We start from the raw sequence: 23,354 nt of genomic DNA, 5'->3' as shown, positions 1-23,354 counted from the left end.
AGTGGTGTCGCTTGGAGCGCCAGCGTCTCGATAAATGGCTGTGGCACGCGCGGGTGGTAAAGGCCCGCACCAGCGCGGCCGCGCTGGTCGAGGCCGGTCATGTCCGCATCAATGGCGTGCGCGAGAAGGCCCCCGGTCATGCCGTGAAGCCCGGCGACGTGCTGACCATCGGGCTCGATCGCAGCGTCCGCATCCTCAAGGTGGTCGGATTTGCCGAGCGGCGGGGCGACGCGTCGGCCGCGCGCGTGCTGTACGACGATTTGCAAGGGCGGCCGGAGTAACTATCTATGGGGGTATGCGCGGGGCCGTTTGAAAACGGTTGTCGAAGGCATTTTGCTTCCTTGCGGCTTCGGACTTCCTGCGCTACGCAAACCACTCAAAATTGGTCCCGTTCCGGAGTCTTGGATGACTTACGTCGTCACTGAAGCCTGTATTAAATGCAAATATACCGATTGCGTTGAAGTCTGCCCCGTCGACTGCTTCTACGAGGGCGACAACATGCTGGTCATCCATCCCGACGAATGCATCGATTGCGGTGTGTGCGAGCCCGAATGCCCCGCCGACGCCATCAAGCCGGACACCGAGCCCGGTCTGGAGAAGTGGCTCGAGGTCAACACCGAATACGCCAAGAGCTGGCCGAATATCACCCAGAAGAAGGAATCCCCGCCCGACGCCAAGGATTTCGAGGGCATGGAAGGTAAGTTCGAGAAATATTTTTCTCCAGCACCTGGTACCGGCGACTGACGGGTTCAACTTAACCCTAATCCCGTTGATTCGGCTCAACCGGCCGCGCGAAGCCCTTGATCCGGCCTAAATCATTGATTTTTGCGGAAAATGTGCTATATTGGGCACATTACAAGCCGAACCCGTCAGCCGCGTTGTAATGGCCCCTATGGGTTCCCGTGAAAACATCGAACAGGGGCGTGGCAGTTCCGCGCGCAGGCTGTGTCACAGAAAACGCGTAAAAAGAGTGTTTCCAAGACGACGAAGAAATCCGCTGCGGCCAGCCGCGGCGCAACTAAAAGCCGTGCCCGGTCTTCTCTCAAGGATACCCGGACCGCCACTAAGGCCGCGGCTGCAAAATCCTCAAAAAACAAAAGAAGCGCAATGCCAAACAAGACTGCCAAAACTGCCGCGAAAGCGACGGGTTCGAAGGCCACTGCTTCGAAAGTCGCCGCTCCCAAAGCCGCTGCCCCCAAGACTGCTCCGAAGGTCGTGGTGAAACCTGTTGCCGCCAGCAAGCCCGCCGCCAAGCCTGCGGCCGTCGCGCCGCGGGTCGAAGAGCCGAAGAAGGTTCTGACCCAGCGTCAGGGCTTCAAGACCAATGAATTCGTGGTGTATCCCGCCCACGGTGTCGGCCAGATCCTGGCCATCGAGGAGCAGGAGATCGCCGGCGCCAAGCTTGAGCTGTTCGTGATCAATTTCATGAAGGACAAGATGACGCTGCGGGTGCCAACCGCCAAGGTCGCCAATGTAGGCATGCGCAAGCTGTCGGAACCGGCGCTGGTCAAGCGCGCGCTGGAAACCCTCAAGGGCCGTGCCCGCGTCAAGCGCACGATGTGGTCGCGCCGCGCCCAGGAATACGAAGCCAAGATCAATTCCGGAGACATCGTCGCGATCGCCGAAGTGGTGCGCGATCTCTATCGCTCGGAATCGCAGCCCGAACAGTCCTACAGCGAACGCCAGCTTTATGAAGCAGCCCTCGATCGGCTGTCGCGGGAAATCGCCGTCGTGCAGCATGTGACGGAAACCGAGGCGGTGAAGGAAATCGAAGGCCAGCTCGCCAAGAGCCCGCGCCGCGGCGCCAAGGCCGAAGTCGAGGCCGACGCTGAAGCCGATGCCGATGCCGATGGCGACGACACCGCGGTGGCGGACGAAGCAGCGTAAGCAGCCTCGCTCACTCAGACAATCAAAAGCCCGGTCGATGAGACCGGGCTTTTTGTTTGATTCTGTCATCCCGGGGCGGCGCGCAGCGTCGAACCTCAGATGTGCAATTGCACATCGGGGAATCTCGAGATCCCGGGTTCGCGCTAATGCGCGCCCCGGGATGACGCGCTTGCGCGCGTCAATCCACCACGATCTTCACGAGATCGCGCACCTTGACCTGGGCGTGGGCGTCGAGACCGTTGAGGACGCGAAAGCGGTCTGCCGGGCGGTCGACGCCGGCCATGCGGTGCGACAGTGATTCCACGGTATCGCCGGGCTGCACGGTGATGACCTTGATCCGCAGCGGCCGCGCGGCCTGGATTTCCTCGAGCGTCAGCCGGCGGAACGAATTCACGGTCTCGCGCGCGTTGCGGTCGCTCTCGGTGGTCTTCTGCTTCGCGGCGAAAATGAAGCGGTAGACGTCGCTGCCGAAACGCAGTGCGTAGACGCGAAATTGCCATTGATCGCCATGCGCGTTCGCCGCCGCCGCCGGGAAGCCGTTGATGGTGAGGTCCTCGGTCGAAGCCTTGTCGACATTCTCCATCCAGCCGGAATTGAGATAGTCGGCGAGCGTCTGTTCGGCCGGCACCCGCACGACGTCGAAGCGCATCGCCTGGGTGCCGCCCTCGCGCACGCCGATCACGGCCTGGGCGGTATTGTCCAGCGAGAAGTTTTCAGGCGCGGTGAAGGTGAAGCCGAGCTTGGGGTGCAGGAAGCGCCGGCCGCGAACGAAGCCCTCGCTCGGATCCTCGCCATAGACGATGTTGTCGATGGCGGTGAGATAGGCTTCGTGATCGCGTTCGCCGCCCTCCGGCGAAGTGTATTGCCGCGCGGTGTTCTGCGCGCTCTGGATCCGTTCCGGCGTCGCGGGGTGCGACGACAGAAAGTCCTGCGCGCGCGGATCGAGCGAACTCTTGCCGGCCTTCAGTTCGGCATTGCGCTCCATCGAGGTCAGGAAACGCGCCGCGCCATAGGGGTCGAAATGGGCGCGCGCCGAAATGCCGACGCCGATTCCATCCGCCTCGAATTCCTGGGCGCGCGAAAAGCTGGCCATCGTCAGCTTGGTCTTGGCCAGCGCCAGCGCGGTGAGATCGGGGTCGGTGCTCATGTCGGTGACGACGCGGGTGACGATGGCGGCCTGACGCGCCTGGTCCTCGCGGATCGATGCGTGCTTGGCCAGCACGTGCGCCATCTCGTGGCTCAGCACCGAGGCCAATTCCGAGGTGTCGCTTGCCAGCGCGATCAGGCCGCGCGTCACGTAAAGCTGGCCGGTCGGCAGCGCGAACGCGTTCACCGCGCCGGAATTGAGGATCGTCACCTTGTAGGCCTGATCGGGCCGGTCCGATGCCGCGACCAGCCGGTCGACCGTCTGGGTGATCAGCGCTTCCAGTTTGGGGTCGTCATAGGTGCCCCCATAGGAGGACAAAATCCGCTCGTGTTCACGCTCGGCGGCAGGCGTCTTGGCTACCGTGCGATTGGGCTTGGCGGCGGTAGCGGCGGCGGCGGGGCTGGCCACGGGGGAGGCGGTCTGGAACCGGCTCATGTCGCCGCAGGCGGCCAGCGCGAAAGCCGTGCACAGCAGCGAAGCCGCAGCCCAAAGGCGGCGGCTCATTATTCCCTCGCGCCGTCCCGCACGTTCCGCCACTTCGGCCACTCGTATTCGTTGATGCGGCGAGCTAATTCCCGCCAAGCAACTCAATCTGCCCCACCCGGAGCAGGTCGATTCGCGGCCCACCCCGCGCCTCGATAAAGCCGCGGACCCGAATCCGCCGATTTTCGAGGGACTTAAGGACTATTCCGGCAGACTCGAACGCCGCCAGCATGCGCCTTGAAATAGTCACAGCAAAGTCCCGTGTCCAGTTCCGACCGAAATTCAGGTAAGTCGTTGTCCCGGCCTGCCGCACGGACAAAACCTTGCCCTCGACCACCGTAAACCGCCCGATCCCGGTCAAAATATCGCCCGGACTTTCCGCGTTTTTTATGACCGCGGGATCGGCCCAGGTTCCCCGTTTGGCCTGGCGCGCCTCCGCTTCAGCCGCGGTCAGGACCGCCGCACAGTCCTTGTCGGTCACCGTGGTCGATACCAGCGCCTCGCCCTGCGCCAGCAACAGACCCTGCACCAAATCCCCCGAGGGCGCGAGAAACACGAGGGCCGGCTGACGGCCGTAACGGTCGGGCGCATCATCTTCGCCCGATAACGTCACCTCACGCCCCGCAACGATCGCAGCCAGCGCCGCAGCCCGGTTCGCATTTGTCTTTTCGCCCGCCGCCGGCTCGATGCCGGCAAGCCGTACCTCGCGGCCATCCTCGAGGCGAAAGCTGCGCGCGTCGACGACAGCGGCGACGCGGCCTTCACCCTGCGGTTCGAAGGCGCATCCCGCCGCGATTGCCGGACCGACTGCGGCGGCAACCAGCATGATCGCACACAGCGGGATTGCTGCGCGGCGTGCGCAGAATTCCATCGTTGTCACCGGTGCGACCATGACGTCATGTTCTCACAAACCGTTCATTCCGCTTAGCGGAAAAACGCGAAGGTAGCGGCTTCGCCCGTAGCTTGCCGCTGCGCACCGCTTACGGCATGATTACCGCAACGGACATCAAGGCCGCGAAAGCAATGCGGCGTGCCGACAGGGAGGCTTTGAATGAAACGAGTTCTTTCCGGCGTTCTCGCCTCGGTGCTGGTGCTCGCCGCCGGCGCGGCATGGGCCCAAAGCAAGCCTCCGCTCAAACTCGGCGGCATCCTCGACATGTCCGGTCTCTACGCCGACATCACCGGCCCCGGCAGCGAGACCGCTGCGAAGATGGCGGCGGAAGATTTCGGCGGCGAGGTGCTGGGCCGCAAGATCGAAATCATCGCCGCCGATCATCTCAACAAGGCCGATCTGGCCGCCAACATCGCCCGCGACATGTTCGACAATCAGGGCGTCGAGATGATCTACGACGTCGCGGCGTCCGCGACCGCGCTGGCCGCCGGCGAGATCGCCAAGGCGCGCAACAAGATCATCATGTTCTCCGGCCCCGGATCGATCCGCCTCAGCAACGAGGCCTGCGGGCCCTACACCGTGCATTATGTGTTCGACACTTTCGCCCAGGCCAACGTGACCGGGCTTGCCGCGGTCAAATCGGGACTCGACACCTGGTTCTTCCTCACCGCCGACTACGCCTTCGGCCAGGATCTGGAAAAGGACACCACCAATGTCGTGCTGAAGTCCGGCGGCAAGGTATTGGGCAGCGTCCGGCATCCGCTCAACACCTCGGACTTCTCGTCCTATCTGCTGCAGGCGCAGGCTTCGAAGGCCAAGGTGATCGGGCTCGCCAATGCCGGCGGCGACACCATCAACGCGATCAAGCAGGGCGCCGAGTTCGGCGTCACGAAGGGTGGCCAGAAGATGTCGCCGCTGCTGGCCTTCGTCACCGATATCGACAGCGTCGGACTTGAAACCGCGCAGGGGTTGTTGCTCGCCGAAGCCTTCTACTGGGATCTCAACGACGACACCCGGGCCTTCTCCAAGCGTTTCATGGCGCGCACCAAGCGGGTGCCGACCTCGGCGCAGGCGGGGGTCTATTCGTCGGTCATACATTATCTGCAGGCGGTGAAGGCCGCGGGCACCACCGACCCGGCCGCCGTGATGAAGATCATGAAGGACACCCCGATCAACGACTTCTTCGCCAAGAACGGCCGGATCCGCGAAGACGGCCGCATGGTGCACGACATGTATCTGTTCGAGGTCAAGAAGCCGTCGGAGTCGAAAGGCCGCTGGGACGACTACAAGCTCTTGGCGACCGTCCCGGGGAACGAGGCGTTCCAGTCGCTCGAACTGTCACGCTGCCCGTTGGTAAAGAAGTGAAGGAGTGACGAAGTCACGCAGTCATTCCGGGGCGCGCAAAGCGCGAACCTCAGATGTGCAATTGCACATCGGGGAATCCTTGGATTCCGGGTCTGGTGCTAACGCACCATCCCGGAATGACAGTTGCAATACCAACAACCAATAACAACGAAGGCAACTCCTCATGAACGATATGGTCCTGCAAAAACTCGATTCCGGCCTGCTCACCATCACCATGAACCGGCCTGACCGGCGCAACGCGCTCAATCCGGACATGACGCGGGGGCTGGTCGAGGCGGCGCGGCGCGCGGCGGAGGATCATGAGGTCCGTGCCGTGCTGGTGAAAGGTGCGGGCGGCACGTTCTGTGTCGGCGGCGACGTGAAATCGATGGCGGAGGGGCGGGCGCCGCTGCCATTCGAAGCCAAGATGGCCAACCTTCGCCGTGGCATGGAAGTCTCCCGCTTGCTGCACCAGATGCCGAAACCCGTGGTGGCGCAGCTCGATGGCGCCGCTGCCGGCGCCGGGCTTTCGATCGCGCTGGCCTGCGACCTTCGCGTCGCCTCCGCGTCCGTGAAAATCACCACCGCATTTGCCAAGGTCGGGTTGTCAGGCGATTACGGCGGCACCTATTTCCTGACCCAGATGCTCGGCAGCACCAAGGCGCGCGAGCTCTACCTGACCTCGCCGGTGCTGACGGCGCAGGAAGCGCTTGCGCTGGGCATGGTGACATCAGTCGTGCCCGACGCCGAGGTCGACGCGAGAGCGCACGAGTTGGCGATGTCGCTGGCGCAGGGCCCGTCGGTGACGCTGGGTTACATCAAGCGTAACATCAACAACGCCGAGCATCTTTCGCTCGAGGCCTGTTTCGACGCCGAGGCGATCCATCACACCCGCGCCGGCGAGACCGCCGACCACAAGGAAGCCGCCAAGGCGTTCGTCGAAAAGCGCAAGCCCGTTTTCTCCGGCCATTGAAAATGGCCGAGGCCAATAAAATGGCTGGTTATATCAGGCTGCGGCAGATCTGCCTGGTGGCGCCGCGTCTCGAACCCGTGGTCGGAGATATCGCCGGGATCATGGGGCTCAACGTCTGCTACCGCGACGGCAACGTCGCCAAATACGGCCTGGAGAACGCGCTGCTGCCGGTCGATACCATCCTGCTGGAAGTGGTAGCGCCATTTCAGCCCGGCACCGCGGCAGGGCGCTTTCTCGACAAGACCGGCGGCCACGGCGGTTACATGGCGATCTTCTGCTGCGACGATCCCGACGCGCGCGGAAAACACGCCGGGACAATCGGCGTGCGGATCGCCAACGTCATCGATCATTCGCCCTATCGCGGCGTGCAGCTGCATCCGCGCGATTGCCGCGCGGCGTTCATCGAATTCAATCACACCGACGGCAGCGACGACATTCTCGGGCCCTATCCGCCGGCCGGACCGGACTGGTCGAAATCGATCCGCAAGGATGTGACGCAGGCCCTCACCGGCGTCGAGATGCAAGGTCCGGATCCCCGCGGCCTGGCTGAGCACTGGGGACGGATCATCGAGATCGCGGTCACCACAAATCAGGCCGGCGAGCCCGAGCTGAGACTTCCCAATTGCCGCTTCCGCTTCGTCAAGGGCGTCAGCGAGATCATGAGCGGGCTGACGTTTCGGGTCGACGATATCGCCGCCGTGCGCGACGCCGCGAAGAAGAAGGGTTATGTGGTCAAGGGCGATTCATTCGATCTCGGCGGCGTGACCTTCAGTCTCGCGGCGTGAGCGTAACTCGTCATGCCCGGGCTTGTCCCGGGCATCCACGTCTTAAGGTCGGGCAGCAAGTAAGACGTAGATGGCCGGGACAAGCCCGGCCATGACGGATAGAGAAAGCGCGGGTTCATTTTTGCCGTCATTGCGAGGAGCGGAGCGACGAAGCAATCCATCTTTCCCGGGATTGGCCATGGATTGCTTCGCTGCGCTCGCAATGACGGTGTGAAACTCAGTCCGCCAAGCAAGAATAAAAAGGATCCTCCCATGCCGCATCCGCTCGACTCCTTCTTCGCGCCCGACAGCATCGCGCTGATCGGCGCCTCGCGCGACCTGGAGAAAATTCCGGGGCGACTGTTGTCGATGCTGCGCAAGAACGGTTTTCCGGGAAAGCTTTACCCGATCAATCCGAATTACGGCGATATCGACGGGCTGAAATGCTTTCCCTCAATCGCCGATGTCGGGCAAAAGATCGACCTTGCCATCGTCATCATTCCGGCGCGCGCCGTGCTTGGAGCGCTCGAGCAATGCGCCGCCGCCGGCGTCAGGAACGCAGTCATTATATCCTCGGGTTTTGCCGAAGAGGGTGGCGACAGCGCCGCGATGCAGGATGCTATCGCCGATCTTGCCAAAAGGACCGGCATGCGCATCTCCGGTCCCAACGCCGAAGGCTTTTACAGCGAAGCCCAGCACGTCGCCGCCACCTTCAGCCCGACCGTCGACGTCAAGCCCAACGAGCCGCGGCTGCTCGCGACAGCCAGGCGCATCGGCATCGTCGCGCAAAGCGGCGGCATCGGCTTTGCGATCTATCACCGCGCCAAAGCGCTCGGCATCGCGCTCAGCTACGTCATCAGCGCCGGCAACGAATCCGATCTCGGCGCCGGCGAGTTCCTGGATTACATGGTGCAGGACTCCTCGACCGACGTGATCCTGCTGTTTATCGAAGGCATCAGGGACGTCGACCAATTCCTCGCCGCCGCCCGTCGTGCCGCCGAGACCGGCAAACCCGTCATCGTGACGAAGGTCGGCCGCTCCGGCGCCGGCGAGCGCGCCGCCGCCTCGCATACCGCCAGCATGGCCGGCTGGTCCACGGCCTATGACGCGGTGTTTGCCAAATACGGCTTTATCGTCTCCAACGATCTCGACGAGGCCGTCACTATCGCCGCCGTGCTGACCACCAATCCCCTGCCCAAGGGCGACCGCGTCGCCGTGCTCACGGTGTCCGGCGGCGCCGGCATCTGGGGCGCGGATACGGTTTCCATGCAGGGCCTGCAGGTGCCGGAATTGTCGGCGCCGATCCAGGCCGAAATCATGAAACTGCTGCCATCCTATGGTGCCGCGCGCAATCCGATCGACGTCACCGCGCAGGGCGTGCACTCCGGCGGGCTGCAGAAGAGCATCGATCTGCTCGACGTATCCAACGAGGTCGACGCCATGCTGGTGGTGCTGTCGCTGTCTAGCGACACGCGAATGCCGTTCAAGCAGGCGGAGTTGAAGCCGGTCATATCAGCCCAGAACAAGCCGATCGTGTTCTACTCCTACACGCTGCCTTCGCACTTCGCGCGCAATGAACTGGCGGCGTCGGGCGTCATCGTGCTGTCGGGGTTGACGCATGCCGGCGTGGCGTTGCGGCGGATGGTCGACTATTCGAAGTTCAAGCTTGCGCCGCCGGTCGATGTTGCGGCGTTGCCGCGGCGCGATCTCTCCACGCATCTGAAATCCGCTGTGCTGTCCGAATCCGACAGCAAGTCGCTGCTGCGCGAGGCCGGCATTGCGTTGCCCGACGAGGTGCTGGTGACGGAGCGAAGCGCGCTCGACAGTGCGATCGCCCGCGTCGGCTTTCCGCTGGTCATGAAGATCCAGTCGCCGGATATTCCGCACAAGAGCGAAGTCGGCGGCGTGCGCGTCAATATCACGACCAAGGGCGAGGCGTTCATCGCCTATCAGGCGCTGCAGGACGACGCCCACAGGCACCGGCCGAAGGCAGCGATTCAGGGCGTGCTGGTCGGCCCGATGGCGAAGAAGGGCGTCGAGATCATCATCGGCACGCTGCTGGATAAAACCTTCGGCCCCATGATCATGGTCGGCCTCGGCGGCATCACCACCGAATTGTTCAGGGACGTGATCTACCGCCCGGCGCCGGTAGGCGCGATCGAGGCCGCGGCCATGCTGGCCGAACTCAAGGCATCACCCTTGCTCAATGGCTTCAGGGGTGCCGCGAAAGCCGATATCCCGGCGCTGGCGGAATTGATCTCGCAAGTGTCGCTGCTCGCGGCGGCTTATCGCGGCCAAGTTTCGGAAATCGAAATCAATCCCGTGCTGGTGCATCCGCAAGGCCAGGGCGTCACCATCGTCGATGCGCTGGTGGTGGGGAAGAAGTAGCTCTTCCTCGTCCGAGCAACGCTTTCTTCCCCTCTCCCCTTGTGGGAGAGGGTGGCTTCGCCAACGGGTCGGCGCGAAGCGCCGCCCGATGATAAACTCCACGAAGACGGGTGAGGGGTCTCTATCCGCGGATGCAAACCCCTCATCCGGCGCGCTCAGGAGCGCAAGTGCGCTCCAAAGCGCGCCACCTTCTCCCACAAGGGGAGAAGGGAAGAAGGGTGACGAAGCCTACCGCCCCTTGAAGTTCGCGACGCGGCGTTCCGCCGTGGCCTTGACGCCTTCCTTGAAGTCTTCGGTGGCGCGCAGCCGGGTTTGTTCTGCTAGTTCGTGATTGGTCGCGGCCAGCACGCGGTCGGCTAGGCCGGCGCGCATGGTGGCGCGGGTCGAGAGCAGGCCGAGCGGCGAACACTCGGCGATCTCCTGCGCCAGCTTCATCGCGGCGGAGCGGACCTGATCCTGCGGCACGCATTCGTTGGCAAGTCCCATCCGGTACGCCTCTTCGCCGGTCACCCGGCGGCTGGTGTAGAAGATCAATTCCGCATTGTTCTTGCCGACCAGTTCGGGAAGCGTCGTGGTCAGCCCGAAGCCGGGATGAAAGCCGAGTTTGGTAAAGTTGGCGGCGAACCGCGCTTCGGGACACGTGACACGGAAATCCGCCGATACCGCGAGCCCGAGGCCGCCGCCGATGGCGGCGCCGTGAACGGCGGCGACGATCGGCTTCTTGTTGCGGAAGATCCGCACCGCCTGAATATAGAGATGGCTGATCTGGCCGAGGCCCGTTGCCGGATCGGCCTTTTCACGCGCCTCCTGCTCCTGCCGCGCCGGGTCGTTGAAATTGGCACCGGCGCAGAACGCCTTGCCTTGCGCGGCCAGCACCACCGCGCGGGCCTCCGGATCGTTGTCGATGTCGGTCAGCGCATCCGCGATCTGGTTGATCAGCGAGATGTCGAAGAAGTTCAGCGGCGGCCGCTGGATCTCGATCGTGGTGACGTGGCCGGTCTTCTCGACGCCGATATCCGTGAATTTTGTCATCGTTTGATCTCCATTGAATACCAACATTTCCAGCAACGGCGACGGTGCGCCCCCTCTCCCCTTGTGGGAGAGGGTTGGGGTGAGGGGTTCAGGTCTATCGATAGGCCTTAACCCCTCACCCGGATCGCTGCCGGACGATGCTTCGCATCGCCGGGGGCGATCCGACCTCTCCCACAAGGGGAGAGGTGAAGTAAGCGTGCAGCACTCGCTCTCAAATCCTTGGCGCCCTAGCGCAGTCCGAGTCCGCGCGCGATGATGCCGCGCAGCACCTCGGTGGTGCCGCCCTGAATCGTCAGCTTGGGCGCGGTCTTGATCGCGAATGCCAGCTGGTTTTCCAGCGTTTCGTGGTTCGACGCCTCGGTATCGACGAAGGCGGCGAGATCGCGAACCCGGTGCGGCAATTGCTGCTCCCAGACCGTGCCGATGTCCTTGACGATGGAAGCCTCGACCACCGGCTCCTTGCCGGCCTGCAGCATGCCCGCCACCGAGACCGACATCCGACGCATGGTGTGGAGCTGCGCGACCAGCCGCCCGATGCCTTCGGCGCTGCGGGTATCCGGGTTTTTTCCGACCGCGCGCACCAGCTCGGTCAGCACGTAATAGGTTTCCAGAAAGCGCTCCGGTCCGCTGCGCTCATAGGCGAGTTCTGATGTCGCCTGCTTCCAGGCGCCGTCGATTTCGCCGAGCACGTGATCGTCGGGCATGAAGGCGTCGGTGAACACCACTTCGTTGAACTCGAACTGGCCGGTGATCTGGCCGATCGGATTGACCTTGATGCCCGGCGTCTTCATGTCGACCAAAAATTGCGTCAGGCCGTGGCGGCGATTCTCTTTCGTGGACGGCGAGGTGCGGAAGATCGCGATCATGTAGTCGGCGATGTGCGCCGACGAGGTCCAGATCTTGGTGCCGTTGATCAGCCATCCGCTGTCGGTCCTGGTCGCCTTGGTCTTGGCGGCGAACAGGTCGGAGCCGGAATTGGGCTCGCTCATGCCGATCGCGAAACAGACCTCGCCGCGGCAGATCCGCGGCAGGATGTCCATCTTGATGTGCTCGGGCGCGTATTTCAACAGCACCGGGCCGCTCTGCCGGTCGGCGACGAAGAAGCGCCGCGTCGGCGCGTTGGCGACGCGCATTTCCTCGGTCACGACATAGCGCTCCAGAAAGCTGCGCTCGTGGCCGCCATATTTCTTCGGCCAGGTCATGCCGAGCCAGCCGCGCTCGCCGACCCGGCGGGAGAATTCCGGGGCATCCGAATCTTCGCGGTTCGGCTTGTGCGGATCGAAGGTTCCGGCCGCGATTTCCTCGGCGAGAAAAGCGCGCACTTCCCGGCGCAGCTTTTCGCATTCGGGCGGCAGGCGGATCGGATCGAAACGAAGGGCTGCGGTCATTTTAGTTTAGTCCCGGTGTAGATGTTTCTTTGAGAGTAAGAGCCCGAATGTTGCAACAGTGGCAGTGCGCCCCCTCTCCCCTTGTGGGAGAGGGTTGGGGTGAGGGGTCACGGTCTATCGATAGTCCGTAACCCCTCACCCGGATCGCTGCCGGACGATGCTTTGCATCGCCGGGGGCGATCCGACCTCTCCCACAAGGGGAGAGGTGAAGGAACCTGCGTGCTCCGTTTCAAAGTTCATCGGCATTTCACCTTGACGCCACCAGCGGCCACAATTCGTCAGCGCCGCGCGCAGCGACGAGCTTGCCGAGTTCGACCGCCCAGTAGCTCTCGGAGCCGAAATCGTCGCGCCATGCCAGTGCGCGCAGGGTGTAGCGATGCAGGATGTGCTCGATGGTAAAGCCGATCGCGCCGTGGACCTGATGGGCGATCGCTGCGCCCTTTTCGGCGGCCTCCGAGCAGCGGATTTTCGCGGAGGCCGCTTCGAGAAACACCGCGTCGTCGAATGACGTGCTGTTGGCGATGGCATCCGCGGCCGAGGTCGCCGCCGCCAGCGCCGCCGCGGACTCGCCGGCGAGTTTTGCCAGATTGTGCTGCACGGCCTGGAATTTCGAGATCTTCTTTTCGAACGCGACGCGCTCATTGGAGTAACGCACGCTGACGTCGAGCATCGATTCCAGCGCACCTGCAATCTGCAGGCTTCGCGCCACCCCGCCCATCAGCATCAGCGTTGTCTGATCGAAGCCCTTTGGCGCGGGCTTGATCGCGATCGGCGCGACGTTGGTGAACGTCACGGTATCGTGGCCGTCGTTCGCCAAATTGAGGCCGGCCTCGATCCGGCAGGCGCTCGCATCGACCAGCGCAATGGAAAGACCGCCGGCGCCGCCCGCCAGCACGGCGATATGCTTTGCGTCCCTGGCAAAGGGAACGCCACGCGCGCGGCCGGACAGGGTGCCGTCGGCGCCCACCGCGATGCGGTCCTTCGGGCTTGCCGGCGCGACCGTCATCTCGCCTTCGGGCGAGACGATCCGGGCCTGCGCCAGCAGCCATCCCGCCAGCATGGTTTCGGCCAGCGGCACCGCGATCGCAAAGCGCCCGGCCGCGCCCAGCACGCTGAAACCTTCGGCCAGGCTGGCGCCCGATCCGGCGCAATCCTCCGGCACCCACGACAAAGGCAGGCCGGCCTCGGTCAGCGCCTGCCACAGCGGCGCCTTCCAGCCGCCGGTCTTGTCGTTGTTGATGGTCTGCGCGTCGGCGAGATCGGCGAAGATCTTCTCCGCGGTCTCGGCGACAATGTTCTCACTCTCCGCCACGGCGTTCCCCGCTTTGAATTTGGCGCACGGATCGCGTGCGGTGTTTTCTTGCACCGCATGATGGGGAAAAGCCACCGTCCTGACAAGCGCTGATGCCGGGGCAGGCTGCAAAGCCGGCATGCAGCCAGGGCCGCCGCCGGCATTAATTCCGCGCAATGGAGTTTTGCCGGTTTGCAGGCATTTTGCTGCACGATATGGTAGATCGCCGTGACGGCTTGACCGGTTGAAAAATCAATAAAGGGAAATGCGGATGTCGAAGGATGGTTTGTGCGCGATCGTAACGGGTTCGGCGTCCGGTCTGGGGGCCGCGACCGCCGCCATTCTGGCGAAAGGCGGGGCGCGCATCGTGATCAACTATTCCTCCAGCCAGAAGGAGGCGGAAGCGACCGCCGATCTCTGCCGCACCGCCGGTGCCGAAGTAGTCGTGGTCCAGGGCGATGTGTCCCGCGACGAGGATTGCAGGAAGATCGTCGCCGCGGCAGAACCCTGGGGCCGTCTCGACGCGCTGATCAACAATGCCGGCATCACCAAGCACGTGGCGCACGACAAGCTGGACGGCCTGTCGGCGGAAGATTTTCAGCGGCTGTTTGCCGTCAACACCATCGGGCCTTACCAGATGGTGCGGGCGGCGCGCAGTCTGCTGGAAGCGGCGGCGACGGATTCGGGCCGCGCCTCCGCGGTCGTCAACGTGTCGTCGGTGGCGGGAATCAGCGGGGTCGGCTCCTCGATCGCCTATGCCGCGAGCAAGGGCGCGCTCAACACCATGACCTATTCGCTGGCGCGCGCGCTGGCGCCCTTGATCCGCGTCAACACCGTGTGTCCCGGCTATATCGACACGCCGTGGTTCACCAAGGGCCGCGGCGAGGCCGGCGCCAAGCTGGTGCGCGATTCCGTGATCGCGAAAGTGCCGCTCAAGGTCGCCTCATCTGCGGAGGATATCGCAACGCTGGTGTGTTTTCTCGCCACGCCGGCGTCGAGCAACATGACCGGCGAACTGGTGCGGATGGACGCCGGGATGCACCTGATTACGTGAGAAGCACACCGTCATTCCGGGGTGATGCAAAGCATCGAACCCGGAATCCAAGGATTCCCCGATGTGCAATTGCACATCTGAGGTTCGCTCGTTTCACTCGCGCCCCGGAATGACGGCTACGCCGTCACCTCGATCCCGGATCGGAAATCACGTGGCTCGCTACCAGCCTGTTCCAGATGAACAGCACCACCAGCGCGCCGATGGTCGCGGTGATGAAGCCGGCGCCCTGATTCGGGCCGTAATGGCCGATCGCCTGCCCGATGAAGGTGGCGACAAACGCGCCGGCGATACCGAGCACGGTGGTCAGGATGAATCCGCTGGGATTATTCGGGCCCGGCGAAAGCAGCCGCGCGATAATTCCCGCTACAAAACCGACGATGATGATCCAAATAATGCCGCTCATGTCTGTCGTCCTTTTCTGGAGAAGCAGAGTCGCAAAAAGCCGATGCCGACCGGCCTCAGATCCGGCCGGACAGTTCGCTTTCGGTCGGCAGCCGTCCGTCCGGCGTCAGATGATCGATTACACCGGGCAGATGCTGGCTTAAGCCGGCGAGCAGTTCGTCGCGCGACAGGCCGCTTTGCGAGGCCAGCGTGTTGATCTGGTCGGCGCCGAGCGCGCTCGCGAGATCGCCGGGCGAAATTTGCTTGTTCGGCCCCGGGCTCACCCATGAATTGGCGGCGTCGCCCTGGCCACTCTGCTGGAATTGCTTGAGCAGGTCGCCGAGCCCGCCGCTGATCACGCTACCCGCGGCGCCGCCGGCGAGCAGCCCGCCCAATCCGCCCTTGAGAACGTCGCCGAGACCTCCAGCCATTCCGCTGCCGGGCGTGCCGGTATTCGCAGGCGACGGCGCAGGCGACGGCGCAGGCGCGGCGCCTGGCTGGCTGCCGGTGAGATGTTTGACCGCCTTGTAGGCAAGCAGTCCAAGGATCGCCATGGTCATCGGCGACATTCCTCCGCTGCTTCGCGCGCTTGCATCGCTCGGGCCGCGCGGGCCTTGCTGCATCCCGTTGAGTACGTCGAGTAAACCCATTGTTTCCTCCTACGTGCCTGCCCGCCCGCAAGCATAACGGCGCGCCATGACGGTTACAAGGCGCGGCCCGGCCGGCGCCGGCGCGATTGGCGACAGGCATCGCGCAGGAAAGTCTGCTATCGAAAGGAAGGGTTGAGGGAAGCGGGATGGATTCCAGCAGAACGATCGGCATCGCCGGCGCCGGCAGCATCGGCTGCTTTGTCGGCGGCATGGTTGCGGCCGCCGGCCGCCCCGTCGCCTTGCTGGCGCGTCCGCGCGTGATCGCCGAAATCGAAGGCAGCGGCCTGCGGCTGACCAGTTTCGAGAGCCTCGATCGGCAGATCGCGGCGAACGAAATGACGCTGTCCACGGACCCCGCCGTTTTCAGCGATGCCGGCGTGGTGCTGGTGACGGTGAAAAGCGCGGACACGCCTGAGATCGCCGATTTGATTGCGCGGCATGCTCGCCCTGACGCTATCGTCGTCAGCCTGCAGAACGGCGTCGGCAACGTCTCGGTGCTGCGCGAGCGATTGCCGGCGCATCGCGTGCTGGCCGGAATGGTGCCGTTCAATGTGATCGCGATGGGCCAGGGCCGATTTCATCGCGCCACTTCGGGCGATATCGTCATCGAACAGGACGACGCCGGCACGGCGGAGCGGCTTTCGGTGCGGGGCCTGACCATGCGCGCCTCCGGCAACATCGCCGGCGTGCAATGGGGCAAGCTGCTGGTCAATCTCAACAACGCGCTCAACGCCCTCGCCGATATGCCGCTGCGCCAGCAACTGGCGCAACGCCCGTGGCGGATGCTGTTTGCGGACCAGATGGCCGAGGGGCTGGCGGCGATCCGCGCGGAGGGCATCAGGCCGGTATCGTCGACGCCGATCCCCGCAGGATGGACCCCGGCCTTGCTGCGGCTGCCCGACACCCTGTTCGGGATGCTGCTGGGACGCACCATGAAGATCGATCCGCAGGCGCGCTCATCGATGTGGGAAGACCTCAAACGCGGGCGCCGCACCGAGATCGATTATCTGCAGGGCGTCATCACCGCGATTGCCGACCGGCACGGGCTCGAGGTGCCGCTGTCCCGGCGCATCGTGACGCTGATCAAGAGCGCCGAGGCCGCGGGGCAAGGCTCGCCCAAACTGACGCCGGAGCAGATCCGGTCCTGAAATCGCCGGTCATGTACCGCTCGCAATAGCGACGATGTTGTCGTCAACTGCCCTTCACCGGAAAATGCTCGAATGATCTGCCGCTATCCCGGCGGCCCGATACATGCCAAAACAATTCCTGTTCCTGCTCCGGCACCGCTTCCGCAAGCGTCTGATTCCTGATCGATACCAGCCATGCGCTTCCTTCAGACTTTTCAGCTCTATGACTTTCTCGACACGCTGGTCAGTCTGCTGACCGCCTTCGTGCTGGGAACGCTGATCGGTGCCGAACGGCAGTATCGCCAGCACAGCGCCGGTTTGCGAACCAATGTGCTGGTCGCGGTCGGCGCTTCCGCGTTTGTCGATCTTGCAAACCGCCTCAACGGAGCCGAGGGCAGCGTTCGCGTGATTGCCTATGTTGTCTCGGGAATAGGCTTTCTCGGTGCCGGGGCGATCATGAAAGAGGGCATGAATGTCAGGGGCCTCAACACCGCGGCCACGCTGTGGGCCTCTGCGGCGGTTGGCTGCTGCGCGGGCGCGGACATGGTTGCGCAAGCCGTGCTGCTGACGCTGTTCGTGCTCGGCGGCAACACATTGCTGCGGCCGCTGGTCAACGCGATCAATCGTATTCCCATCGACGAGCAATCCTCGGAAGCAAGCTACGATGTGCTGGTGACGGCGGACACGGGCTCGGTCGCATCGGTTCGGGAATTGCTGCTCGAAAAGCTCGAGGCTGCGAGTTATCCGGTGCGGGACGTCGATGTGGTTTATCGCTCCGGCGATCATGCCGAAATCGCTGCCACCCTTGTCAGTGAGTCGATCCAAGCGGACGAACTCGACGCCGTCGTGGCCAGTCTGGAAGGTCAACCCGGGGTTCGTCATGCGACATGGAATGTCCGCGCGCTCGAATGACCGGGTTGCCGGAACTGCCTCGAAAAGGCAATGATTGCAAATGAATCTGGTGCGAAGCGGCGATGCGCTGATCGGCCGTATCGGCGCCGGGAGGGCGATATGAAACGAATTTACGCATGCCTCGCCGTGACTGCCGGCGTGGCTCTGGCCGGCTGGGCTTCGACCGCGCCGGCCAAAGCCGCCCCGCCGACCGTCACGCCGTCGCCTGGATATGATGCGAGATTGCAGGAGCAGAGAGCCGCGCCGGTCATTTACGAGCCTGCGGCTGTCGCTTCCAAGCGGCTTTCCCGGCGCCACAAGAAGCCGCATTACGACGGCACGCACTGAGCCATACCGGCACCGCGTCGGCGTCGCCTCGGTGGACCATCCGAAGTCACCCTACCGGAAATTCTGGGCGATGGTGATCGCGAATTGAGGTGCGATTAGTCCCTCAACAAGTCGTTTCCGGCATCGGGACCCAGCCGCCGGCGTTTGTGATGAAGCAAGGTGTCGAACACGGTTCGTAGCCAAGGCGGCACGGCGTGATCACGGCTCGCGCTCGCTTGGCTCGCTTGGCCGGGACGACGTAGTCCTCGTCATTCCGGGGCATCGCGAAGCGATGAACCCGGAATCCCCAGATGATGCGCGATTCCGGGTTCGCGCTGCGCGCGCGGGAATGACGGGGGTTAATCAGCCCCGCTTGGCCTTGCTCGGAGGCGGACTGAACAGCTTCTTCAAGTCATTGAGGCCTTCGGAAAGCCTCGGCCAGTCGCAGGAGAACGAATGCTCCGCGCAATTCTCGATCTTCGCGCGCGGCCTGACCTTCGGTGCAGCGGCCTGTGGCTTGGTGACTGGCTTGGCGACACTTCGCGTCGTCACCGGGGCCTTTTCGGCCTTTTCATTTCCAGTCTCGAACGCGGCCTGCTGCACCTGCTGCTGTTGCTGCTGCTTCGCCGTGAACGCGGCCGCGATCGAGCTTCGCCGCTCGTTATCCAGATAGGCGGTATATTGCTCGTCGATTCGCTTCTGTTCTTCCCGCGTCGGATTCGGCCCGGCGATATCGAAGCTGCGGTTCTGCATGAAATCGAAATAGACATAGCCGCCGCCCGGCTTGCGCCGTCCGGCGAATTTCGCGTTGCATCCGGCGAGCAGCGAGGCCTTGGCTTCCTTGGTCGCCGCCTTCTCCGCGGCGTCGGCGCATTCCTCGAAATCGGCCGGCGCGCGCGACCACCACTGCGCATGCGCGCGCGAAGGCGCCAGCACGAAGCAGCCGGCGATCGCGGCCATCAGAAGGGCGGATGTGCGTGGTGCGATCACGGACTATTTTCCTCAAATGTTCCCGCGACACGGTGTCGGCCGATTGTCGTCATTATTGGCCGGCTTGTCACCCCGTAACCGCGCATTTCTCGCGCGCGGGGTGCGGGCTTACCGCTGCCCTGTGACGGGCGGGACACAGTTAACCCGGCTTAAGGATTTGGTGACCGAACGACGTTCTGCGGCCTTTTCGATTCCGTTTTGCAAGCGAAAGATCGTGAACCTCCTTCGTTCGTTGGTGCATCCACTGCTTAATGCAGCCCCGCGTTGATGTGTCGCCAAGTCGCCTGAATCTAGTTGCATGAATCTGCGGTGCCGATATCGAAGGGGCCGGTTTCGTGGATATTGAATGAATAGGACTATTTGGCTTGCCATCTTTTGCTTGACCAGCCTCGTCGTGTTGGTCGCGATAAGGATTGGAGCGGCGCCGCTTACGAGTGCTGAAGCCTCGCGCCTGGAAACGACGACTGTTGCCGACACACAGCAAGCCACTTCAACGAAGGCGGATAAGTTGAAGGTTTCCTATATCGAACCGGCGGCAACAACGGCGGTGACGCCGGTCGCGATCGCACCTCCTGACAACGCGCCTAAGCCGGCAGAGACGACTGTCAAGGCAGAGACAACTATCAAGATTGTCAGCAGGCATTGGCACGATCCACTGGCCCCGAAAGCATCGCCCAAGGTGGATCAATCCAAAGGTAAATCTTCGAAGGCCTCGGCGCGATAATCGAGCCCTCGTAATATCCCAAACGATCTAAGTTGCGGATGTCGCATACCCTGGAGATCGAATAGGCCTGGAACTCTCATAGAGACGAACCCCCGCAACGGCAGTGATGAGCGAAACCGCTGGCCTCACCAGCGCCAAGACCAAATTGATGAGGAGGACATCAGAGTTTTTGATGTGCAAAACGTGCCAAACGTACGTGAAATACTCGAACGGCCAGATCCACATGACAACGGTTGTGATCACGACGAGCGAAATGCACCATGCCCGGATCGAGGGATATTGATCCTCTGAGGTGCGCACCGTTCGCTCGTGTCGTGTGTACCGAGCATGGCGCAAGACGGCGACGCTCATGGCGACCACAGCACCGTAGTACATGCCGAAGAGCACACTCGTCAGAAGGCCAAGTAGAGTCAGTCCACTCATCACGTCACCGCGTGTTTAGCTAACTGCAAATTTTCTTCAATGCTCTAGTGAAGCTTGTTGAGACCGCTGGCCCTTCTGCATTGCCTCGCCGACGCCTGCATTTGCTTTGCCAGAGTGTTGCGGCGTTCCTGTAGCGCTTTGCGTTTGCGTAACCGGATTTTGATGGTAGAAGCTCGTCAACATCCAGCCTTCGGCCAACAAAAACTTGCGCGTAGGGGCAAAAAATTCTCCTAGACTTCCTGCCGCGTCAGAGAAGGGCTAGATTTCAGCCGCTCTCCCCTTTGTCATTCACCTTCAGACCAGCGAGTTCGATCAGGAAACCAATCGGTCCAAAGATCGCGGCCGTCCAAGACAGAAGAATGTTTGCCGCTACACTTCCAGGCTCGCCAGCCAACACGCTCCGATACCCGATTATGGCGCCCACAAAAACCGCCAGGGCAACCAGCACAAACAATACCTTCCATCCGGCTGGAGCCTGATGGGCTGGAATTCCCAGGGCACCTCCGGCGATCGCAGCAACTGTTCCAACCACTACCAACCATGAATGCATTCCGGGCGGATCCGACAAGAAATTAGCGACTATGCCGCCCACTAGCCCGGCAAGGGCCATGAATCCAATATTTTTCATAGCTCCGACCTTTCCATTATCTTACAGCGCCCAATAAATCCAATTTGACAGTAGTCAGACCGAGTGGCGCTCCGTCAGGGGCAACCAAAATCATAGGCGCGACACCAGATGGCGCAGGGATGTTTTCGAACCTTAGTGAACGTTCACCATCTGCACGGACAAGGGCCATCCTCTGCGCCGGATTCGCGCCCATCGACCCGACGTCGTCTCGTTTGAAAAGTTCTCCCAGAGGGACAGGTCCTTGGAAATTGAGCTCGCTAGTCTTCAACTTGGATAAGAAGTCATCTTGGGAAATTCCCAGCATCTCGGCACCAAAACCGATGCGCGTTTCTCCGGGGCCCGAGCTAAAATCGACCTGAAGTAGCTTGTCAGCGGGAAAGTACCGCAACAGAATTCTGGCGAAGGCGGCGGAAACCTCTCCCGTAGCGGTTTGATAGGTTCTTCTCAGCTCAGCGCCAGTCACCGACGGTTTTGTAACATCTTTCTTATCGGCAACCTGCACATAAGCCTGCGCCGATTTCATGCCATCGTTGCTCACGCGGATCGGAGCATTGCTATCCAATTTATAGGAATCGAGGCTTCCATAATCATATTTGCAGAATATTCCCTGAGGCTCTAGGGGCTTATCAAAGGGAATGAGAAGCACCGGCTTCTTCCAATCGAGGGAAAGTTTCTTGTCGTGCAGATTTTTGATGTAATGCCAGCCGCGCGCCTGTCCGTTCCAAGGATCAACATCTGATCCCCATTCGAATTTGCTGTCATTCGTCGGTGGCGTAACATCTCTGACGCTGTGAGGAGGTCCTCCTTTGTCGAACTCCGCCAGGGAGCATTGTTGGGCAAAGGCGCTTGTAGCGCTACAGGCCACCGACAAAACAGCAGCGAAAATAGCATTTCTCATTGTCTTCCCTCCAGCTATTTCCTTTCGAAGCAAATCACATGCGGTAACGCATCATCGAAACTGACGGTAAGATATACCTGAAGTTGAGGTTCCGCCAATATCAATCGGGCACCAACCGTGCCAGAAAGGCTGCCCCCGTCATGCGAACCGAAAGCCAAATAGAAGCCCGCAGCCGCTGCTGCCGCCGAAAAGGCGAACGGAGGCACGTTCTCCGACACTCTTTCTATAAGCCGGAGCATCAGGCGTTCTGGCGAGAAGTCGTTCGCGAAGGCCTCGACGCGATAATCGAGCTCCCGTGAAATCCCAAATGATCTAAGTTGCGGATGTCGCATACCCTGGAGATCGAATAGGCCTGGAATTCTCATAGAGACGAACCCCCGCAACGGCCGTGATGAGCGAAACTGCTGGCCTCACCAGCGCCAAGACCAAATTAATGAGGAGGACATCAGAGTTTTTGATGTGCAAAACGTGCCAAACGTACGTGAAATACTCGAACGGCCAGATCCACATGACAACGGTTGTGATCACGACGAGCGAAATGCACCATGCCCGGATCGAGGGATATTGATCCTCTGAGGTGCGCACCGTTCGCTCGTGTCGTGTGTACCGAGCATGGCGCAAGACGGCGACGCTCATGGCGACCACAGCACCGTAGTACATGCCGAAGAGCACACTCGTCAGAAGGCCAAGTAGAGTCAGTCCACTCATCACGTCACCGAGGAGAGTTGTGGGCGCACCAAACGATCAACCTAAAAATACTTGGCCCGCTGATCGCCAATAGCAGCGCCGACGCGACGCAGAAGTAACTCTGATTGCACCACGGATCGGAGACTGTGATCAGCAGGGGACGCGACCACGCTATGCCACCGACAAAAACGACAACACCGGATAGGGCCGTAAATTCTGACTTTGGGAGTTTTGGTGCTTTGTAGCTAAGCTTGCGTCGTATCAAATACACAATCGCGACCGTCATCGCGCCCGCAAACACGCCGGCCACCAGGCCGAGGACAATGCACTCGACTATCATTCGCGGTCCTATTCGAACGATAACTAATGCTGTAATTCTTCACTGGCTCAATCATCTGTCAGGGCGCAATCCAAAACTCAATCAACGGTAGAGTCAAGTATGAATTTGAAATCTGTCAAACCTGTCCGACCTGTCTGAATACGTCGCAAAAATAATAAAAATAATATCGTGCGGCGGAATCATCGGATCGGTGAACAGGGCCGAAGGGATCACGCATCGATTCGCAAAAATGGATATCGTCCGGGCCCGCGGTTTTGACAACCGCAATTGTACTTCGATTGGTCAAGACTCGTGCCGGGATCGGCGGACGGAGCAAGCCGGGATTTCAGGTCCCTGGCAGTTCGGCAACCCTATCAGGTCCGGGCTGATCTTTTTATTGTGGGCGCGTTGAGAACCGGGGGCGGCTGGCATTGCCGAGGCTGGCGATCAGGCGTCCGTTCTGGTATGGAGTCTGCAAGCACCTGCCGATATCGGCGGGTCTTCGGTCCCGTAGCTCAGCCGGATAGAGCGACGGTTTCCTAAACCGTAGGTCGCATGTTCGAGTCATGCCGGGATCGCCAGCCATCAGGCCCACAAAGCCTTATTTTTCGGTACTTTTGTGTGGCACCCGCCGGAAAGTGCCGGACGGCGTTAAGCCCAGGCCAT

The 23,354-nt window shown here is 61.9% G+C and carries 22 protein-coding genes and 1 tRNA gene; 13 read left to right on the top strand and 10 right to left on the bottom strand.

Features of this window, described 5'->3' with window-relative positions; translation table 11 throughout:
* Positions 1 to 11: 11 nt before the first annotated feature.
* From B5527_RS39185 to B5527_RS39175, 3 genes are all read left to right on the top strand, one after another.
* Positions 12 to 281 carry an RNA-binding S4 domain-containing protein gene (locus B5527_RS39185; protein WP_079606266.1) on the top strand — a complete coding sequence of 90 codons (270 nt, stop codon included), beginning with the start codon at positions 12 to 14 and terminating at the stop codon, positions 279 to 281.
* A gap of 124 nt (positions 282 to 405) precedes the next feature.
* Complete coding sequence (gene fdxA / locus B5527_RS39180; RefSeq protein ID WP_029585061.1) at positions 406 to 744, top strand: ferredoxin FdxA; 339 nt, start codon at positions 406 to 408, stop codon at positions 742 to 744.
* Positions 745 to 1,107: 363 nt separating this feature from the next.
* Positions 1,108 to 1,887 carry a CarD family transcriptional regulator gene (locus tag B5527_RS39175; protein ID WP_245332427.1) on the top strand — a complete coding sequence of 260 codons (780 nt, stop codon included), beginning with the start codon at positions 1,108 to 1,110 and terminating at the stop codon, positions 1,885 to 1,887.
* A gap of 178 nt (positions 1,888 to 2,065) precedes the next feature.
* Here B5527_RS39175 and B5527_RS39170 read toward each other — a convergent pair whose 3' ends face one another.
* Both B5527_RS39170 and B5527_RS39165 read right to left on the bottom strand, forming a co-directional pair.
* Positions 2,066 to 3,538 carry a M48 family metalloprotease gene (locus B5527_RS39170; protein ID WP_079606264.1) on the bottom strand — a complete coding sequence of 491 codons (1,473 nt, stop codon included), beginning with the start codon at positions 3,536 to 3,538 and terminating at the stop codon, positions 2,066 to 2,068.
* A gap of 64 nt (positions 3,539 to 3,602) precedes the next feature.
* Positions 3,603 to 4,409 carry a thermonuclease family protein gene (locus tag B5527_RS39165; protein ID WP_425305046.1) on the bottom strand — a complete coding sequence of 269 codons (807 nt, stop codon included), beginning with the start codon at positions 4,407 to 4,409 and terminating at the stop codon, positions 3,603 to 3,605.
* Positions 4,410 to 4,568: 159 nt separating this feature from the next.
* Between B5527_RS39165 and B5527_RS39160 the strand changes: the two genes are divergently transcribed.
* The 4 genes from B5527_RS39160 to B5527_RS39145 all read left to right on the top strand — a co-directional run bounded on the left by B5527_RS39160 (position 4,569) and on the right by B5527_RS39145 (position 9,878).
* Positions 4,569 to 5,774 carry an ABC transporter substrate-binding protein gene (locus B5527_RS39160; RefSeq protein ID WP_079606263.1) on the top strand — a complete coding sequence of 402 codons (1,206 nt, stop codon included), beginning with the start codon at positions 4,569 to 4,571 and terminating at the stop codon, positions 5,772 to 5,774.
* 163 nt (positions 5,775 to 5,937) lie between these two features.
* A complete protein-coding gene (locus B5527_RS39155) occupies positions 5,938 to 6,726 on the top strand; it encodes an enoyl-CoA hydratase (protein WP_079606262.1) in 789 nt (262 codons plus the stop codon).
* Positions 6,727 to 6,746: 20 nt separating this feature from the next.
* Positions 6,747 to 7,511: a hypothetical protein gene (locus tag B5527_RS39150; protein WP_079607842.1), complete on the top strand. Its 765-nt coding sequence runs from the start codon at positions 6,747 to 6,749 to the stop codon at positions 7,509 to 7,511.
* 252 nt (positions 7,512 to 7,763) lie between these two features.
* A complete protein-coding gene (locus B5527_RS39145) occupies positions 7,764 to 9,878 on the top strand; it encodes an acetate--CoA ligase family protein (protein WP_079607841.1) in 2,115 nt (704 codons plus the stop codon).
* A 228-nt stretch (positions 9,879 to 10,106) separates the two neighbouring features.
* Here the strand turns inward: B5527_RS39145 and B5527_RS39140 are convergent, their stop codons facing one another.
* The 3 genes from B5527_RS39140 to B5527_RS39130 form a co-directional block, all read right to left on the bottom strand.
* On the bottom strand, positions 10,107 to 10,910 hold the full coding sequence (locus tag B5527_RS39140; RefSeq protein WP_079606261.1) for an enoyl-CoA hydratase/isomerase family protein: 804 nt from the start codon (positions 10,908 to 10,910) through the stop codon (positions 10,107 to 10,109).
* Positions 10,911 to 11,137: 227 nt separating this feature from the next.
* Complete coding sequence (locus B5527_RS39135; RefSeq protein ID WP_079606260.1) at positions 11,138 to 12,298, bottom strand: acyl-CoA dehydrogenase family protein; 1,161 nt, start codon at positions 12,296 to 12,298, stop codon at positions 11,138 to 11,140.
* Positions 12,299 to 12,545: 247 nt separating this feature from the next.
* Complete coding sequence (locus B5527_RS39130) at positions 12,546 to 13,610, bottom strand: acyl-CoA dehydrogenase family protein (RefSeq protein WP_079607840.1); 1,065 nt, start codon at positions 13,608 to 13,610, stop codon at positions 12,546 to 12,548.
* 250 nt (positions 13,611 to 13,860) lie between these two features.
* On the opposite strand from B5527_RS39130, the gene B5527_RS39125 reads away from it, so the two are divergent.
* Entirely contained in the window at positions 13,861 to 14,643 is a 783-nt protein-coding gene (locus B5527_RS39125) for an SDR family NAD(P)-dependent oxidoreductase (protein WP_079606259.1), read from the top strand.
* 124 nt (positions 14,644 to 14,767) lie between these two features.
* On the opposite strand, the gene B5527_RS39120 is transcribed toward B5527_RS39125, so the two are convergent.
* Complete coding sequence (locus tag B5527_RS39120; protein WP_079606258.1) at positions 14,768 to 15,046, bottom strand: GlsB/YeaQ/YmgE family stress response membrane protein; 279 nt, start codon at positions 15,044 to 15,046, stop codon at positions 14,768 to 14,770.
* A 55-nt stretch (positions 15,047 to 15,101) separates the two neighbouring features.
* Positions 15,102 to 15,674: a YidB family protein gene (locus tag B5527_RS39115; protein WP_079606257.1), complete on the bottom strand. Its 573-nt coding sequence runs from the start codon at positions 15,672 to 15,674 to the stop codon at positions 15,102 to 15,104.
* A gap of 146 nt (positions 15,675 to 15,820) precedes the next feature.
* Here B5527_RS39115 and B5527_RS39110 point away from each other — a divergent pair, with 146 nt between their 5' ends.
* The 3 genes from B5527_RS39110 to B5527_RS39100 all read left to right on the top strand — a co-directional run bounded on the left by B5527_RS39110 (position 15,821) and on the right by B5527_RS39100 (position 18,040).
* Complete coding sequence (locus B5527_RS39110; RefSeq protein WP_079606256.1) at positions 15,821 to 16,822, top strand: 2-dehydropantoate 2-reductase; 1,002 nt, start codon at positions 15,821 to 15,823, stop codon at positions 16,820 to 16,822.
* A 174-nt stretch (positions 16,823 to 16,996) separates the two neighbouring features.
* Positions 16,997 to 17,713: an MgtC/SapB family protein gene (locus tag B5527_RS39105; protein WP_079606255.1), complete on the top strand. Its 717-nt coding sequence runs from the start codon at positions 16,997 to 16,999 to the stop codon at positions 17,711 to 17,713.
* Between the two features lie 99 nt (positions 17,714 to 17,812).
* On the top strand, positions 17,813 to 18,040 hold the full coding sequence (locus B5527_RS39100; RefSeq protein WP_079606254.1) for a hypothetical protein: 228 nt from the start codon (positions 17,813 to 17,815) through the stop codon (positions 18,038 to 18,040).
* Positions 18,041 to 18,382: 342 nt separating this feature from the next.
* On the opposite strand, the gene B5527_RS39095 is transcribed toward B5527_RS39100, so the two are convergent.
* Positions 18,383 to 18,979: a hypothetical protein gene (locus B5527_RS39095; protein ID WP_079606253.1), complete on the bottom strand. Its 597-nt coding sequence runs from the start codon at positions 18,977 to 18,979 to the stop codon at positions 18,383 to 18,385.
* 376 nt (positions 18,980 to 19,355) lie between these two features.
* On the opposite strand from B5527_RS39095, the gene B5527_RS39090 reads away from it, so the two are divergent.
* Entirely contained in the window at positions 19,356 to 19,733 is a 378-nt protein-coding gene (locus B5527_RS39090) for a hypothetical protein (RefSeq protein WP_079606252.1), read from the top strand.
* A 688-nt stretch (positions 19,734 to 20,421) separates the two neighbouring features.
* On the opposite strand, the gene B5527_RS39080 is transcribed toward B5527_RS39090, so the two are convergent.
* Entirely contained in the window at positions 20,422 to 20,784 is a 363-nt protein-coding gene (locus B5527_RS39080) for a hypothetical protein (RefSeq protein WP_079606250.1), read from the bottom strand.
* 16 nt (positions 20,785 to 20,800) lie between these two features.
* Entirely contained in the window at positions 20,801 to 21,682 is an 882-nt protein-coding gene (locus B5527_RS39075; protein WP_079606249.1) for a hypothetical protein, read from the bottom strand.
* Positions 21,683 to 23,192: 1,510 nt separating this feature from the next.
* Here B5527_RS39075 and B5527_RS39055 point away from each other — a divergent pair.
* Positions 23,193 to 23,269: transfer RNA gene (locus tag B5527_RS39055), tRNA-Arg, on the top strand.
* Positions 23,270 to 23,354 lie beyond the last annotated feature (85 nt).

This window comes from Bradyrhizobium erythrophlei (genome assembly GCF_900129425.1).
GTDB classification, from domain to species: domain Bacteria; phylum Pseudomonadota; class Alphaproteobacteria; order Rhizobiales; family Xanthobacteraceae; genus Bradyrhizobium; species Bradyrhizobium erythrophlei_C.
Note: the sequence above shows the minus strand (reverse complement) of the source record. Positions and strands in the feature narration are given on the sequence as shown.